This window comes from Streptomyces sp. GSL17-111, from assembly GCF_037911585.1.
Lineage (GTDB): Bacteria > Actinomycetota > Actinomycetes > Streptomycetales > Streptomycetaceae > Streptomyces.
In genome coordinates, this window is sequence record NZ_JBAJNS010000001.1 from 716,275 (window position 1) to 732,469 (window position 16,195).

Genomic DNA, 16,195 nt, shown 5'->3' on the forward strand with positions numbered 1-16,195 from the left:
GTGCGCGGGTGCGGGCGTGGTGCGGAGGCCGGCCGCGGTCACCGGGGACCGCCCGGTCGGGGCATGCGGTGCAGCGCGGCCCGCCGCGAGCGCGGCGCCTTCTCCAGTCGCTCCGCCAGGCCCGCGACCGTCGGAGCCTCGAACAGGGTGCGCACCTCCATCTCCACGGCCAGGGCCGCCCGGACGCGGCCCGCCAAGCGGGTCGCCAGCAGGGAATGGCCGCCGAGGTCGAAGAAGGAGTCGTCGATGCCGACCCGGTCGAGCCCCAGCACCTCGGCGAAGAGCCCGCAGAGGGCCTTCTCACGTTCCGTCCGGGGTTCTCGCCCGGAGACCGACCGGGAGAAGTCGGGCGCCGGGAGCCGACTGTGGTGCACCTTGCCGCTCACGGTCAGCGGCAGGGCGTCCACCATCACCACGGCGGACGGCACCATGAAGTCCGGCAGTACCCGGGCGGCGTGGGCCCGCAGCGCGGCCCCGTCGGTACGGGCGCCACGTGCCGGGACGACGTAGGCGGCCAGCCGCTTCCCGCCGGTGGCGTCCTCCCGTACCGCGACGGCCACCTGGGCCACGTCGTCGTGCCGGCCGAGCACCGACTCGACCTCGGCCGGCTCGATCCGGAAGCCACGCACCTTGACCTGGGCGTCGGTACGGCCCGCGTAGGCGAGTTGACCGTCGCGGGTCCACGTCACCAGGTCGCCGGTGCGGTACATGCGCGCTCCCGCCCCGTCGAACGGGTCGGCGACGAAACGCTGGGCGGTCAGTGCGGGCCGGTCCCAGTAGCCGCGGGCCAGGACGTCCCCGGCGATGTACAGCTCCCCGGTCACGCCGGGCGGTACGGGTCGCAGCCGCCGGTCCAGGACGTACATCCGGGCGTTGGCGATGGGTCCGCCCACCGGCGCGGTGAAGGACCGCCACCGCTCCAGTGCCGTGGGAAGGGTGAACGTGGTGACGAGGTGGGTCTCGGTGGGGCCGTAGAGGTTGTGCAGGCGACGCCCGGGCCGGGCCGCGACGAACTCGCGCACCCGGGGCGTCAGCCGCAGCACCTCACCGCCCTGGCTGAGGTCCCGGAGCGCGGGCAGGTCCAGCCGCTGCTCCGCGGCCGCCTCGCAGATCGCCTCCACCATCACGTTCGGCGCGCACACCTCCTCCACCCGGTGCTCGTCGAGCCAGCGGACGAACGCCGCCGCGTCCCGCCGTACCGCGTCATCGGGCACCGCCAGCGTCTTGCCGGAGGTCAGCGTCTCGATGATCTCCCAGGCGGACACGTCGAAGCTGATCGCGGAGAACTGGGCGACGGCACCGCGCCGGGCTCCGGTCTCCCCGGCGGCGAGCCACTCGGCGTGCCACAGCACCAGGTTGACCAGCGGCCCGGCCGTCATCACCACGCCCTTGGGCGTGCCGGTGGAGCCCGAGGTGTGGATCACGTACACCGGACTGTCCCGGACCAGCGGCGCGGTGCGCTCCTCGTCGGGCAGGTTGCCCTCCGGCTGCGCGGCCAGCGCGGCGGCCACGGCCGGCTCGTCCAGGAGGAGACGCTCCGGTCCGCCCGGCGGCAGCCCTGCAGCCGTCGCGGCGGTGCTCACCACGACGGCCGGGCGCACGTCGTCGAGGAGGAAGGTGATCCGCTCGGCCGGGTACTGCGGGTCCAGCGGCAGGTAGGCGGCGCCTGCCTTGAGCGTCGCCCACACCGCGACGGGCAGGACGACCGAGCGCGGGACCGCCAGGGCCACCACCGACTCCGGTCCGATGCCGCGCGCCGTCAGCAACCGGGCCAGCCGGTTGGCCCGGCGGTTCAGTTCGACGTAGGAGAGCGTGCCGTCGGGGGCGGTCACGGCGGGGTGCTGCGGCGTCTGGGCCACCCGCGCCTCGAACAGGTCGGGCAGCGACGTGTCGGGGACGGGCCGACGGGTGTCGTTCCAGTGCCGCAGCACACGGTCCTGTTCGCCGGGGACCCACAGCTCGTACCGGCTCACCGGCAGGGCCGGGTCGTGCGCCACGCCGTCCAGCAGCCGCAGCAGACGACCGGCCAGGCGCTCGACGGTGTCGTGGTCGAACAGGTCGGCGTTGTACTGCACCGTCCCGCTGAGCCCCGCGGCACCGCGGTCGGCCCGGTCCCGGTCGTCGAACTCGAAGGCCAGGTCGAACGGGGAGGTGTGCGTCTCCACCATCTCCGCGCGGACCTCGACGTCCGGCAGGGTCAGCTCACCCGCGCGGGTGTTCCGCAGCGCCAGCACCACCTGGAAGAGCGGGTGCCAGGCCAGGGAACGGCCGGGTGCGAGCTCTTCCACCAGCAGCTCGAACGGCACGTCCTGGTGCGCGTAGGCGTGCAGGCAGTTCTCCCGCACCCGGCCGAGGAGTTCGGTGAACGGGGGGTCGCCGGAGAGGTCGGTACGCAGGACGAGGGTGTTCGCGAAGAAGCCGACCAGATCCTCCAGCGAGTCGTCCGTGCGCCCGGCCACCGGCGCGCCGACGGGTACGTCGTCCCCCGCGCCGAGCCGGGAGAGCAGCACGGCCAGAGCTGCCTGGAGCACCATGAAGGTGCTCGCGCCGTGTGCGTGGGCGAGCTTGTGCAGCGCCTCGTGCAGTTCCTCCGGCACCTTCAGGGACACCGACCCACCCCGGTGGGAGGGTGTGCCCGGGCGTGGCCGGTCCGTCGGCAGCGGGGTCTCCTGCGGCAGGCCGTCCAGGACGTTCCGCCAGCGGTCGAGCTGTGTTGCCAGGGGGCTGTCCGGGTCGTCCCGTCGGCCCAGCGTCGCACGCTGCCACAGGGTGAAGTCGGCGTACTGCAGCGGCAACGGCTCCCACCGCGGCGCCTGGCCGGCATGCCGTGCGGCGTACGCGGTGGACAGGTCGCGCAGCAGCAGTTGTTCGGACCAGGCGTCGCCCGCGATGTGGTGGATCACCAGCAGCAGCACGTGCTCGTCCGCCCCGGACGTGAACAGGCGGGCGCGCAGCGGGATGTCCGACACCAGGTCGAAGGGCTCGACGGCCGCGCGCGCCAGCACGTCGGCCAGTTCCCCGGCCGCGACGGGTCGTGCCGGCAGCGCCGGCGCCACGGAGTCGACGGGGAGCACCTGCTGGTACGGCTCCCCGTCGACGGTGGGGAAGACCGTGCGCAGCGCCTCGTGCCGGTCGAGCACGTCCGTGAGCGCCGCCCGCAGCGCCGCGGTGTCCAGACGTCCCGTCAGGTGCAGCGCGACCGGGTGGTTGTAGGTGGCCCCCGGGCCTTGGAGCTGCCGCAGGAACCACAGCCGGGTCTGGGCGTACGACAGGGGAATCCGGTCGGGCCGCACCGCCGGGGTGGCCGGTTCGACCCGGGCCTGCCCCGTCCCGTCGAGCCGCTTCGCCAGTTCGGCGACCGTCGGCGCTTCGTAGACCGCGCGGATGCCGAGCTCCCGGCCGAGCACGGCCCGGATGCGGTTGAGCAGCCGGGTGGCCGCCAGGGAGTGACCGCCCAGTGCGAAGAAGCTGTCGTCCACGCCCACGTGGGACAGGCCGAGCACGTCCGCGAAGACGGCGCACAGCCTCTCCTCGACGGGGGTGGCGGGTGACCTCCCCCCGCCGGCCGGGGCGAACGACGGCTCCGGCAGCTCGGCCCGCACGTCGACCTTGCCCTCCGCCGTGACGGGCAGCGACTCCAGGGGGACCACGGCGGCGGGCACGAGGTGCGCCGGCAGGAACTCCGCCGCCTGCCGGCGCACCGCCGCCGGGTCCACGGTCGCGCCGGGCGAGGGAACGACGTACGCGGCCAGGTAGCGGTCACCACGGTCGTCGTCACACACGCGCACCAGAGCCTGCCCGACGCCGTCGCAGCGCGCCAGCGCCGCCTGCACCTCGCCCGGTTCGATGCGGACGCCGCGCACCTTGACCTGGCTGTCCGCCCGTCCGACGAACAGCAGGTCGCCCTCCGGTGTCCAGCGGGCCAGGTCTCCCGTCCGGTACATCCGCGCCCCCGGTGGGCCGAAGGGGTCCGCGACGAACCGTGCGGCCGTCTGACCGGGGCGGCCGAGGTAGCCGCGGGCCAGCGCGGCGCCGGCGACGTAGAGTTCACCGACCACTCCGGCGGGCAGCAGCCGCAGCGCGCGGTCCAGCACGTACGTCCTGGTGCCCGGCACCGGGCGGCCGATCGGTGGTGCTTCCCCCGCCTGCCCGGGCAGGCACACCTTCCGGGTCACCTCGACCGTGGTCTCGGTCGGACCGTAGGCGTTGTGCAGCGGGATGCCCGCGGCGGCGCAGCGGTGCACGAGGTCACCCGCGAGCGTGTCACCGCCGGCCGTCACCAGGCGCAGGTCCGGCAGTTCCTCGGGCCGCAGGGCGCGCAGGGTCGTGGGGGCCAGGTGCGCCACCGTCACCCGGTGACGCGCCAGGAGGCGCTGGAGCGCCTCGGTGTCGATGCGTTCGTCGTCGTCCGCCAGCACCACCGTCGCCCCGGCGGCGAGGGTGACGAGCAGTTCCAGCACGGAGGCGTCGAAAGTGAGTGAGGCGGCGGCCAGCACCCGGTCGTGCGGGACCAGGCCGTAGGCGGGGACGGTGTGCCGCACGAAGGCGGCGACGGCGCGGTGTTCGACGACGACGCCCTTGGGGCGTCCCGTCGACCCCGATGTGTGCAGGACGTACGCCGGGTGGGTGGGCAGCAGGGGCGACAGCCGGTCCGCGTCGGTCACCTCCGCGTCCGATCGCGCGGCCGCGTCGGCCGCGACCGCCGGGTCGTCCAGGGCGAGCAGGGACCCCTCGGGCCAGGCGGCCGCCAGCCGCCCGGTGAACTCGGCCGTGGTGACGGCCAGCACGGGCCGGGTGTCACGCAGCAGGTAGGTGACGCCGTCGTCGGGGTGCGCCGGGTCGATCGGCAGGTAGGCGGCGCCGGCTCTGAGCACGGCGAGGACGGCCACCACCGTCTGGGCGGACCGGGGGAGCAGCAGGGCCACGTGCTTGCCCGGCCCGGCGCCGCGGCTGATCAGGGCCCGGGCCAGCCGGTTCACCCGCGCCGCCACCTCGCCGTAGGACAGCTGAGTGTCGCGAACGACCACCGCGGGGGCATCCGGATCGCACGCCGCGCCGACCGCCGGCAGCGGGGGCAGCGTGGTCTCCGGAACGGGTGGCGCCGGCTCGTCCCAGGTGCGCGGAACGCGGTCCCGGACGCTGTCGGCCAGCAGGTCGGCGCGCCCGACGGGGGTGTCGGGCGACGCACCGGTGACCCATTCCAACGCCTCGTGCAGCAGCGACGCGCAGGACGCGTGCTGCTGCACGTCGTACAGTTCGGGGTCCGCGTCGACCGCGAGCTGGATGCTGCGGTCGTGGGAGATGTCCCACACGGCGACGGACAGGTCCTGGAACGGACCGGCGGACAGGTTGCGGGCGGTGGCGGGCGCCCCGGCGAAGCTGATGCGGTAGTCGAACGGCATGACGTTGACGGAGACCGACCACGGGGCCTCGCCGGGCCGCAGCCCGGCGTCGTGCAGCAGGTCCTCGTACCGGTAGCGCTGGTGGCGCACGGCCTCCAGGACGCGCACCGCGCACTGCTCCACCAGGCTCCGTACCGACCTGCCCGGGTCCACGGCGACGCGCAGCGGCACGACGTTGGCCGTCATGCCGGGCACGTGCTGCTCCGCCCCCGGCGCACGCCCCGGTACGGCGAGCCCGAGCAGCACGTCCGTCTCCCCGGTGGCGCGGCTCACGCCCAGTGCCGTCGCCGCCACGACGAGCCCGGCCAGCTTGGAGCCCAGGGCGGTCGCGGCCGTACGGAGCCGGTTGGCGTCACCGGACGGCAGGTTCCGCAGGTGCCGACGGACGTCCCGGGCCGGCCCGCGCGGCGGCCGTCCGCTGAGGCTGAACCCCGTGGGGCGGTCGGCGAGCACGCTCCGCCAGTGCTCGCGGTCCGCTCGGAGCGCCGCCGAACCGCGGTAGGCGGCGTCGGCGTCAAGGAGGACCTGGATCGGCTCGAACGGGCGGCCGAGGTCGTCGACGCCCTCGACGAGCCGCGTGTAGAGGTCCGCGACCCGGCCCGCGACGAGGAAGAGGCTGAAGCCGTCGCTGACGAGGTGATGGCCCCCCTGGTACCAGTGGTAGCGGTCGTCGTCCACCCGGAAGAGGGCGTAGCGGGCGAGCGGGTCGGTCAGCGGGTCGCGCGGTCTGCGGAGGTCGGCCCGCATCCACTCCAGGGCCGCGTCCCCCGGGTCCTCCCGGTCCCGGAGGTCGATGTGGTGCAGGGTGTGCCGGAGAGACGGATCGACGGCCGCGGTCAGCGCTCCGTCGTCCTCCGAGAAGCGCAGCCGCAGCGCCTGCGCCTCCTGGACGGCCCGCCGCAGCGCCTCGTCGAACAGCGCGGTGTCGAGCGGGCCGGCGATGTCCAGGTACTCGCCCACGTTGAGGATCGGGCTGTCCGGATCGAACCGGTGGGCGTACCACAGGCCCCGCTGGCCGGGCATCAGGCCGACGGGCTCGGGACGGCGTTCTGGCATCTCACACCCCAAATCAGGCGGCGTCGGCGGCCATGGTCGATGGCCGCGACGGTGCGGGGGCCGGTACGGCTTCCGCACGGCGGCGGTCACCGGTGTACGGGCCGTGGGCCGCCGAGGCGGGCGTTCGGTCCGCCCCGGTCACGGGTGGTTCAGGACTCGGCGGCGATCAGCCCGGCGGGCCGCATGTCGGTCCAGTGCTCCTCCACGTAGCGCAGGCACGCGTCCCGGTCGTCCTCACCGTGCACCACCAGCCAGCCCGTCGGCACGGTGGCGAAGACCGGCCACAGGGAGTGCTGGCCCTCCTCGTTGCGCAGCACGAGGAACCGCCCCTCGGGGTCGTCGAACGGATTGGTCACGGAAACTCCTTCGGATCAGGCGTCGGAGTGTTCTCCTGTCGGGGTGTGGCCGGCCGCTCGGTGCCGAGGCTGACGGGCCCGGTGTTCCGCGGCGGCTCGCTCGGGTTCCTCCGGGTCGGCACGACGCGCCTCATCCCAGGTAGGAGTTGAGGCCGCCTCGGCGACGGACGTCCAGCGTGGCGCAGTGGAAGGAGCCCCCGAAGCTGTTGAAGTGGCGGAAGTCGCACGGGATGGGCGTGAAGCCCCAGTTCTTGAGCGCGGTGATCATCGGCTCGTCCTGGCGTTCCACCACCACGCGCTGCTCGTCCAGCATGAGGAGGTTCATGTTGATCCACTTGCTCGTCAGATAGAGCGGGTGGCTGTCGGGGATCACCGGTTCCGGCGCGCGCAGGACGTCCCAGCCCCGGAAGAGGTCCGGTACGCGCCGCACTCGCTCCGGGTGGACGAGCAGTTTGCCGGGGGCCAGCGGCATCAGGGTCGCGTCGATGTGCATGGGGTGCGCGTCGTCGAACTCCAGGACGTGGACGCGGTAGCGGTCGCCGAGGTGGCGGCGCAGCCACTCGATGCCGAAGGTGTTGGTGACGTTGCTCCGCTGCGCGATGATGTCCCGACCGCAGCGGAGGAAGTCGGCCGCGTCGAAGGTCGGTTCGAACTCGGTGACGACCAGGCGGGCCGGCTCGTCGTCGCCCGGCTCGGTCCACTCGTGGTCGTAGAGCTCGTCGCGCAACTCCGGCTTGGGCCCGGCGCTCCACCTCGCGCCGCCGTGGAAGTACTCCTTGAGCAGGGGGCGGTAGGCGAGCGTCTCCTGGTACCGCGAACGCCAGGCCATGGGGCACTCGATGATCTCGTCGCCCACCACGAGCAGCGCGTCCCGCGGCATGGCCGCGTACATGCCGGTACTGGCCCACTCACCGGTCGAGTAGGGGCGGCGCTGGGGCATCCGCTCCGGACGGCGGACGGTGACGCCCTCCCTCTCGAGTATCCGGACGAACCCCTCCAGTTCCGCCCGGGCGGCCCTGATCAGTTCCAGCGGGAACGGGCGGCCGGCGTGCCGGCGGAACGTCTCGCTCCGCCCGACCGGAAGAACGGGTTCCATGGAGAAGTGCCAGGTCGGAAAACTCGCACCGTCGACGATGCCGACGATGACTTCCTCAAGCGGGTCCCACTCCGTGTGGGAGCGGACCGGACCCGCGTCGCGCTGCACATGCCGGGTTTGCTGATGCTGGGTGACTAATCCGGCTTTCGCCGGTGCAGGATCGTCCCATTCCACTTAATGTCCCTCGCCCAAGAGGTGCACGGAATTCATCGACCTGAATCGGAAACCTGGCGGGGAGGCGGGAACGGTCGGCTGAGTCACTGCCGGAAGGGGCTGGTCAAGCCCGGTCCGTCCACAGTCCCCCGTCTAAACCACTACGCGTGACAGTTGACTACGATGCATTGCTCCTGGCATCTTCGTCAACCCTGCGGTCGTTGTTGTGAGCGACGCTTGTCGTGACGACCCGGGATGGGCGAGCATTGCAACGTAGCGGGCTTCCTGCGCCTCGGGACAAACGGACCCGAGCCCCCGCTCGAAGATCGTGCGCTACCGGCCCGGTTCACGATAGGACCGCGTACTGGCCGGGCGAACACCGAGAAACGATCAACGGCTCTCAAGATCCTGTTGGCTCGTGGACTGCGCGACTCAAAAAATTTGGGGGGATCCGTATGACTACCGGTGACGCCGAATCGTCGGTGGCCCGTATCTTCAATGCGTCAGTGGCCGCCTCGGCGGTGGGTGCGGCGTGGGAGCTCGGGGCGTTGGACGAGTTATCCGACCACGGTGTTCTCGACGTCAACAAGTTCGCATCCGAAAAACATCTCGACCGCACGGCGGCACTCGCTCTCTTCCGGGCGTTGGCCGCCGTCGGCATAGTGGAACGTGACGACGTGAAGATCGTTCCTGCCACCCATTTCGCCGAGGTCTACCGAGCCCGTTCCTTCTTCCACTGGCTCTCCCGGGGGAGCGCCGACCTGTTCCGTCGGATGCCGGAGGTCCTGGTCGCCGAGAACAGGGTGGGGGACTTCCGACGGCGGGACAGCGCGGCCATCGCGTACGCCTGCCGGGAGATCAGCACGTTCTGCTACGACCCCTGGTTCCGCGAGGCCGTCGACGGCCTCGACTTCGAGGTCACCGCCGTCGCGGACCTGGGGTGCGGTAGCGGAGAACGCGTGCTGCAACTTCTTCGCCGTTTTCCCGCGGCGCGCGGGCTGGGCGTCGACATCGCCCGCCCCGCCCTGGCGTCGGCCGCCGAAGCGGCCGACGCGGCCGAACTGGCGGACCGTGTCCTCTTCGTGGAAGCGGACGTGCTCGCGATGGAACCCCGTGAGGAGTTCCTGGGGGTGGAACTCCTCACCTCCTTCATGATGGGCCACGACTTCTGGCCCCGGCAGAGCTGCGTGGCCACACTGCGGCGGCTGCGCGAGCTGTTTCCGGAGACCCGACGTTTCCTCCTCGGTGACGCCACCCGCACGGTGGGAATTCCGGACGACGAACTGCCGGTTTTCACTTTGGGATTCGAGGTCGCGCACGACCTCATGGGCACTTTCATTCCCACGGTCGCGGACTGGGAGTCCGTCTTCGAGGAGGGCGGGTGGCTCCTGCGCCGCAAGCACACGATCGACCTCGCGGTCGGAGAGGTGATCTTCGAACTGGAACAGCTCTGACCGGAACGGTCCTCACCACGGCCACCCGCACCGGACCGCCGAAGGAGAATCATGAAGGCCCAGCCAGTTCCTCCGGTTTCCCCTCTCCCCCACACGTACCTTCACCACATCGCGGTGCAGACGACCGACCTCGACAACTGCACCATGTGGTACCGCGACTTCCTCGGCTGCCAGCGCACCTGGGCGACGGACCGTTTTTCCGACCTGACGGTGAGCCGTCTGCCGGGCATCGTGCGCATGGCCGAACTGGCCTGCGGAGAAACCCGCTTCCATCTCTTCGAAAGCGCGGCCTCGGGTGAAGGGAGGCCCCACCCGCACGAGACGCAGTTCCAGCACGTGTGCATGGCCGTCGATTCTCCGGACGCCCTGCGCCGACAGCGCGAGTCCTGGTGGGAACTGGCTCGTTCCGGCCGGTACGCGTTCTCCCTGCCGGACCCGCCCACCGAGATCGTCATGGACGACGACGGGGTGAAGAGCTTCTACTGCCTCGACGTCAACGGTCTGGAGTTCGAGTTCACCCACCTCCCGGCGGGCGCCTCGTGACCCCCGGTTCCGCGGCGGCCCTCGCCCTCCCCGGCACCGGAAGCTGGGACTTCAGCGACTACCCCTACGGTCTGGAGCCGCTCACCCTCCCGCATCCGGGGGAGCCGTACGCCACCGAGGGATGCGTACGGCACGCCGACGTGCGGCAGGTGTGTCGGGCCCTCCACACCCGCGCGGAGGAGGGACTTGAGATCACCCGGCCCGCCGCCGGGTTCACGTTGGAGCGGTTGTTCTGGTTCCGCTGGATCACCGGACACCAGATCTCCTTCGTCATCTGGCGGCTGCTCGCGGACGCCCTGGCCCGGCTCTCCGCGGGCGAGGGCGACCGCGAGGAGCTGTCGGCGGAGATCACCCAGCACGTGCGCGGGTACTGCGGAATGCTGCTCTACACCGGCTCCTGCGATCGCGCCGTCTACAACGGCACCATCCGGCCGAGCATGTACCGCCTGCACAGCACCTTCAGCGGCACGTGGGCACCCGACTACCCGGCGGTGCGCAGCCTCTTCCGCGGGCGGAGGGTGCCACCCGTCGCGGCCTCGCAGGTTGAGGCGCTGGTGCGGGAGGTGCGCCTCAGCAGCCGGATCCACCTCGGCGTGGCCTCGAAGCTCGTCACCGGAGGGCGCTCCCTGCTCCAGCGGTCCATCGCCGACCGGGACACCGTCCAGCCGCGGATGTGGGGCGCCGTCTTCGACTGCTACTTCCTGACCCTGCGCGCCCCGGTCTCGTCGCCGGAGGTCGCCTCCCAACTCCTGCGCAGGCAGAAGGCCGTCGTCATGGACCTGGCCGCGAACGGTCTTTACCCCGCCGCCGGCAGCGACGAGGTCCCCAAGGAACTGCGGCAACCGGACGTCCTCGCGTGTGAGGAGGACCTGACCGAGTCCCTCTTCCGGATCGCCCGTCTGGCCGCCGGGCTGCCCCTCGACCGTGCGCGGGCGGCAGCCCGGTGAGCGGGCTGCGACACGGTGTGGTCCTGCTGCCCGAGCACCGATGGGCACGGGCACGGGAACTCTGGGCCCGGGCGGAGACCTTCGGCTTCGACCACGCGTGGACCTACGACCACCTCACGTGGCGCACCCTGCGCGACGAGCCGTGGTTCGGGACGGTGCCCACGCTCACGGCGGCGGCGACAGCCACCTCGCGCATCCGCCTGGGCACGCTGGTGGCCAGCCCGGCCTTCCGGCACCCGGTGACGTTCGCAAAGGAACTGACGGCGCTCGACGACATCTCCGGCGGACGGCTCGTCTGCGGGCTGGGCGCCGGAGCGGGCGGCCACGACGAGGAGGTGCTGGGCTCGAAGCCGCCGTCGCCCTCCCAACGTGCACAGCGGTTCGAGGAGTTCGTCGAGCTGACCGACCTGCTGCTGCGGTCGCCGGTGACGGACTACACGGGCAGGTACTTCACCGCCGTCGACGCGCGTACCGTCCCCGGGAGCGTGCAGCAGCCGCGGGTGCCGTTCGCCGTCGCTGCCACCGGCCCCCGCGGCATGCGACTGGCGGCCCGGTACGCCGACGTCTGGGTGACGGCCGGGCAGCCCGGCTGGGGTGAACCCGCCCGCTACGACCACGCCGTCCCGCACCTGGCCGGCCAGGTGCGTGCGATGGAGGAGGCGTGCGCCGCGATCGGACGCGACCCCTCCACGGTGCGTCGCCTGGTGGTGACCGGGGCGATGATCCGCCACGTCTCCGACTCGGTCTCCGCCTACCAGGACGCCTGCGGACTGTTCGAGGCCGCCGGCTTCACCGACGTCGTCATCCACTGGCCCCGGGACGGCTTCCCCTACCAGGGCCGCATCGAGGTCCTGGAGGACATCGCCCACACCGTGCTCACCCCCGGAGGTGCCCCGTGATCCGCTACGAGGTGGTCGACATGTTCACCGACCGCCCCTTCGCCGGCAGCACCCTGGCGGTGGTCCCGGACGCCGAGGGCCTGTCCACCGCGTCCATGAGCGCGATCGCAGCGGAGCTGGGCGCCGTGGAGACGGCGTTCGTGCTGCCGGCCACGGCACCGGACGCCACCTACCGGGTCCGGGTGTTCACCCCCACCGCGGAATCCCCCGGGGGAGGCCACTCCTGTGTCGGCACAGCGGCGACGCTGGTACGGGTCGGTGCCGTCCCGGCCGGGCGGGTGGTCCAGGAATGCGGGCCGGCCCGGCACGTCCTGACCGCACGGGCCGACCGTGCGACGCTCACCCTCACCGGACCGGTTCCGGGTGCCGACCTCGACCCGGCACCGCTGCTCGCGGCAGTCGGTCTCGCCGCCGAGGACGCGTCCGGTGGGAATCCCCGCGCCGAGGGCTTCGGAACCCCCTTCACCTTCCTGCCGGTACGGGAGGCGGCTCTCGCCCGGGCGGAGCCGGAACCGGCCCGGATGGCCGCCGCCGCACTCCCCGCTCTGTGCCTCCTGCACTGGGACGGCTCCCGGCGCGCCGCCCGCACCCGGCTCTTCGCACCCGGCTTCGGCATCGCCGAGGACCCGGCGTGCGCACCGGTGGCCGCCGCCCTCGGGCTGTGGCTGGCCGGGACCGGCCGACTGCCCAACACGGACGGCGACCACACCTACACGCTCCACCAGGGCACCGAAGCGGGCCGGCCCGCCCTGCTGACGTGCACGCTCACCGTGGCGAACGGCTCCCCCGCGCAAGCCGCCGTGACGGGCCGCGTGACGGCGGTCGCCCACGGCCGGATCACCGCCCCGCACACCGTCCGGTGACTCTCCTGGGAAGGACCCCCTGTGCTGCTCCGTCCCGAACTGCACGGCATCCACGGCGCCGTCTCCTCCACCCACTGGCTCGCCTCGGCGACGGGAATGGCGATGTTCGACCGCGGCGGCAACGCCTTCGACGCCGCGACGGCCGCCGCCCTCGTCATCCAGGTCGTGGAACCCCACCTCAACGGCCCCGGCGGGGACGCCCCGATCCTGCTCCACGACGCGGCGAGCGGCAGGGTGGAGGTCCTCTGCGGGCAGGGGCCGATGCCCGCGGCGGCCACCACCGACGCCTTCCGGCAGCGTGGGCTGGACGCGGTCCCCGGCTCGGGGCTGCTGGCGGCGTGCGTGCCGGGCGCGTTCGGCGCGTGGATGCGGCTCCTGCGTGACCGCGGGCGCCTCCGGGTCGAGGACGTGCTGCTGCCCGCCATCGGGTACGCCGAGGACGGGTATCCCCTGCTGCCCAAGGCCGCCGAGATGATCAGCGTGATGGCTCCACTGTTCCGCGACGAGTGGACCGAGTCCGGCCGCACCTATCTGGACCACGGCACCGCACCGGCGGCCGGGTCCCGGATGCGCAACCCAGCCCTGGGACGGACGTTCAGACGCATTCTGGCCGAGGCCCGAGCGGCCGGACCCGACCGCGAAGCCCAGGCCGAAGCCGCACGGGCGGCCTTCTACCAGGGTTTCGTCGCCGAGGCCGTGGACCGGTACATGGCCACCGGCTCGGCCGTCGACGCCACGGGCCGCAGGCACGGCGGCCTGCTCACCGGAGAGGACCTGGCCTCGTGGCGGCCGCCCGTGGAAACACCCGCCTCCTTCGACTACCGCGGCCACCTGGTGCACAAGCCCGGACCGTGGTCGCAGGGCCCGGTCTTCCTCCAGCAACTGGCACTCCTGGAGGGTTTCGACCTGACGGCCGCGGGGCACGGCAGTGCCGACCACCTGCACACCGTGGTCGAGTCGGCGAAGCTCGCCTACGCCGACCGGGAGGCCTGGTACGGCGACCCGGTCCACGCCGACGTGCCGCTGGCCGCCCTGCTCGACCGCGACTACGCGGCGAAGCGTCGCGAGCTCATCGGGCCCACCGCGTCCGGAGTGCTGCGTCCCGGCTCACCCGACGGCCGCACCCCGCACGTCGCCGAGTGCCTCGACCGCTCCGGGGCGCCCACCGACCCGGACTGGCTCGCCCAACTGCACAACGGCATACCCACCGTGCTGCTGCGGACCGCGGCCAAGGGGGACACCACCTGTGTCACCGCCACCGACCGGGAGGGCAACATGGTCGTCTCGACGCCCAGCGGCGGCTGGCTCAAGAGCTCCCCCGTGGTGCCGGGCCTCGGCTTCCCCCTCGGCACCCGTGGACAGATGGCATGGCTGACCGAGGGGCATCCCAACTCCCTCGCGCCCGGCAAGCGTCCGCGCACCACGCTGAGCCCCACCCTCGTGCTGAAGGAAGGACGCCCCCACCTGGCCTTCGGCACACCGGGCGGGGACCAGCAGGACCAGTGGACACTGCACTTCTTCCTCAACCATGTCGACTTCGGCATGACACCGCAGCAGGCCACGGAGGCGACCACGTTCCACACCGACCACGTCCCCACCTCGTTCACGCCACGTCAGTCGCGTCCGCTCGCCCTGGTGGCCGAGCAGGGCTTCGACCCGGCCGTGCTGGAGGAGCTGGGCCGTCGCGGGCACGAGGTCCGCGAGGTCCCGGCACAGACCCTCGGCAAGGTGTGCGCGACGGGCGTGGACGGCGGTTGCGGCGTGGTCGCCGCGGCCAGTCCGCGTGGAGGCCAGGCCTACGCCGTCGTCCGGTGAGCGGAGGTCGGGAAGGAGGCGGGCCCGTGCACCCCGCGACCCCGCGCGGCGGGCATCGACGCGGTCCCCTCGGGAACGCCGGCCGGTGTGCGAGGGTGCCCGCGTGACGTCGCCGCCAGGGCGTCGCGGGACGCGTCGACCAAGCCGCCTGGGACGGACGTTCACGCTGCTGTGGTCGGCGTCGTGGGTCTCCTCGGTCGGTGACGGGATGCGGGAGGCGGCGCTTCCCCTCCTCGTGGTCTCGGTGTCCGCCTCACCCGGTGCCGTCGCGGTGGTCGCAGCCGCCGGGACCCTGCCGTGGCTGCTGGTGTCGCCCTTCAGCGGAGCCCTCGCGGACCGGCTCGACCCCCGGTGGCTGATGATGTCCACCGACACGTCGAGGGCGGTGGTGGTGGCCGGGTTCGCCGTGTGGACGCTCGTGGGAAGTCCGCCGCTGCTCGCTCTCGCACTGGTCGCGTTCGCGCTCGGCTGCGGTGAGACCCTCTTCGACAACGCGGCCATGTCGATGGTGCGGGACGTCGTCCCCGCCGACCGGCTCGACCTCGCCAACGGCCGCCTCCAGGGCAGCCAGATCGTGGGCGGCCACTTCGTGGGGCCGCTGCTCGGTTCCGCGCTGTTCGCGGTGGCCGCCGGCCTGCCCTTCGTCGTGGACGGGTTCACCTTCGCCCTCGCCGCGGTGCTGCTCGCCGTCGCGGGCCGCTCCGGCCGCCCGGCGCCCGTGCGGGGCCGGCGACCGATACTGACCGAGATCGGGGACGGCGCCCGCTGGCTCTGGAACCACCGGGGACTTCGCCTGCTCGCCGTGGTCTGCACGGTCGCCACCCTGGCCTTCTACCTCGGCATGACGCTGCTCGTCCTGCTGGTCACCCGGCACCTGGACGCGCCCCCGCTCCTGTACGGCGTGGTACTCGCAGCCGGTGCCGTCGGCGGTGTCCTGGCCGGTTTCGGAGCCGGACGGATCAGCGACCGGCTGGGACTGCGTTCCCGCATCGGCCTGGCCTTGGCCTCCATGGCGGTGTCGATGTCCGTGATGGGTCTGAGCACATCGGTGGCCCTGGTGGCGGCGATGTACGCGGTCGCCGGTTTCGGTGTGGTCAGCTGGAACGTGCAGGTGGTGACGCTGCGTCAACGCATCGTCCCACGGGAGTTGTTCGGTCGTGTCAACAGCGGCTACCTGCTGGCCAGCCGGCTGGGCATGCTCCTCGGGGCCACCCTCGCCGGATGGATCGGGAGCGCCCTCGACATCCGCGCCCCCTTCTTCCTCGGCGGCGCCCTCCTGCTGCTCAGTCTCGCCGCCGTTCCCCGCCTGGCCGGTCTCAACCCGGCCCCGACCCCAGGCTCCGGCACGGCGGCGAAACCACCGGCGGACGCCTCGCCGCAACCGGACTCACGCTGACGACAGCACGCCGACAAGCGCAGTGGGGTCGCCGCAGTAACCGGCCTGTGATGAAGCCCACGTGGCGTGTATGTGTAATTCTGCGCAGGCATGTCGGCCACCGGGGAATGTCACCCGACGGATACCGGGGCGACGTATTGCCACATCATCCGGAGATCAACGGGGCTTGTCTTCAAGGAACGCCCAAGTACGCTGTGGCGGAGCATTCTTGAGCC

At 72.5% G+C, this 16,195-nt stretch carries 10 protein-coding genes; 7 read left to right on the plus strand and 3 right to left on the minus strand.

Annotated features, from left to right (window positions below; genetic code table 11):
* Positions 1-38: 38 nt before the first annotated feature.
* The 3 genes from V6D49_RS03210 to V6D49_RS03220 all read right to left on the minus strand — a co-directional run bounded on the left by V6D49_RS03210 (position 39) and on the right by V6D49_RS03220 (position 8,018).
* Positions 39-6,458, minus strand: coding sequence for an amino acid adenylation domain-containing protein (locus V6D49_RS03210; RefSeq protein ID WP_340556903.1), 6,420 nt, complete (start codon positions 6,456-6,458; stop codon positions 39-41).
* Between the two features lie 149 nt (positions 6,459-6,607).
* The gene (locus V6D49_RS03215; protein ID WP_340556905.1) at positions 6,608-6,814 is read right to left on the minus strand and encodes an MbtH family protein; all 207 of its coding nucleotides are present in this window, start codon (positions 6,812-6,814) and stop codon (positions 6,608-6,610) included.
* A 130-nt stretch (positions 6,815-6,944) separates the two neighbouring features.
* Positions 6,945-8,018: an amidinotransferase gene (locus tag V6D49_RS03220; protein WP_340556907.1), complete on the minus strand. Its 1,074-nt coding sequence runs from the start codon at positions 8,016-8,018 to the stop codon at positions 6,945-6,947.
* A gap of 722 nt (positions 8,019-8,740) precedes the next feature.
* Here V6D49_RS03220 and V6D49_RS03225 point away from each other — a divergent pair.
* From V6D49_RS03225 to V6D49_RS03255, 7 genes are all read left to right on the plus strand, one after another.
* Positions 8,741-9,517: a class I SAM-dependent methyltransferase gene (locus V6D49_RS03225; RefSeq protein WP_340556909.1), complete on the plus strand. Its 777-nt coding sequence runs from the start codon at positions 8,741-8,743 to the stop codon at positions 9,515-9,517.
* A 51-nt stretch (positions 9,518-9,568) separates the two neighbouring features.
* Positions 9,569-10,060: a VOC family protein gene (locus V6D49_RS03230; protein ID WP_340556911.1), complete on the plus strand. Its 492-nt coding sequence runs from the start codon at positions 9,569-9,571 to the stop codon at positions 10,058-10,060.
* Positions 10,057-11,007 carry a hypothetical protein gene (locus V6D49_RS03235; protein WP_340556913.1) on the plus strand — a complete coding sequence of 317 codons (951 nt, stop codon included), beginning with the start codon at positions 10,057-10,059 and terminating at the stop codon, positions 11,005-11,007. The genes V6D49_RS03230 and V6D49_RS03235 overlap by 4 nt, the downstream gene beginning before the upstream one ends.
* Positions 11,004-11,906: an LLM class flavin-dependent oxidoreductase gene (locus V6D49_RS03240; RefSeq protein ID WP_340556915.1), complete on the plus strand. Its 903-nt coding sequence runs from the start codon at positions 11,004-11,006 to the stop codon at positions 11,904-11,906. Before V6D49_RS03235 ends, V6D49_RS03240 begins: the two co-directional genes overlap by 4 nt.
* A complete protein-coding gene (locus V6D49_RS03245) occupies positions 11,903-12,769 on the plus strand; it encodes a PhzF family phenazine biosynthesis protein (RefSeq protein ID WP_340556918.1) in 867 nt (288 codons plus the stop codon). The genes V6D49_RS03240 and V6D49_RS03245 overlap by 4 nt, the downstream gene beginning before the upstream one ends.
* Positions 12,770-12,790: 21 nt before the next feature.
* Positions 12,791-14,584, plus strand: a complete 1,794-nt coding sequence (locus tag V6D49_RS03250; RefSeq protein WP_340556920.1) for a gamma-glutamyltransferase family protein — start codon at positions 12,791-12,793, stop codon at positions 14,582-14,584.
* Between the two features lie 103 nt (positions 14,585-14,687).
* Positions 14,688-15,980 carry an MFS transporter gene (locus V6D49_RS03255; RefSeq protein ID WP_340556922.1) on the plus strand — a complete coding sequence of 431 codons (1,293 nt, stop codon included), beginning with the start codon at positions 14,688-14,690 and terminating at the stop codon, positions 15,978-15,980.
* The last annotated feature ends 215 nt before the right edge of the window (positions 15,981-16,195 follow it).

Bases quoted from the DNA above. Each gene is read 5' to 3' on its own strand.
- V6D49_RS03210 (WP_340556903.1), bottom strand. From the start codon at position 6,458: ATGCCAGAACGCCGTCCCGAGCCCGTCGGCCTGATGCCCGGCCAGCGG.
- V6D49_RS03230 (WP_340556911.1), top strand. From the start codon at position 9,569: ATGAAGGCCCAGCCAGTTCCTCCGGTTTCCCCTCTCCCCCACACGTAC.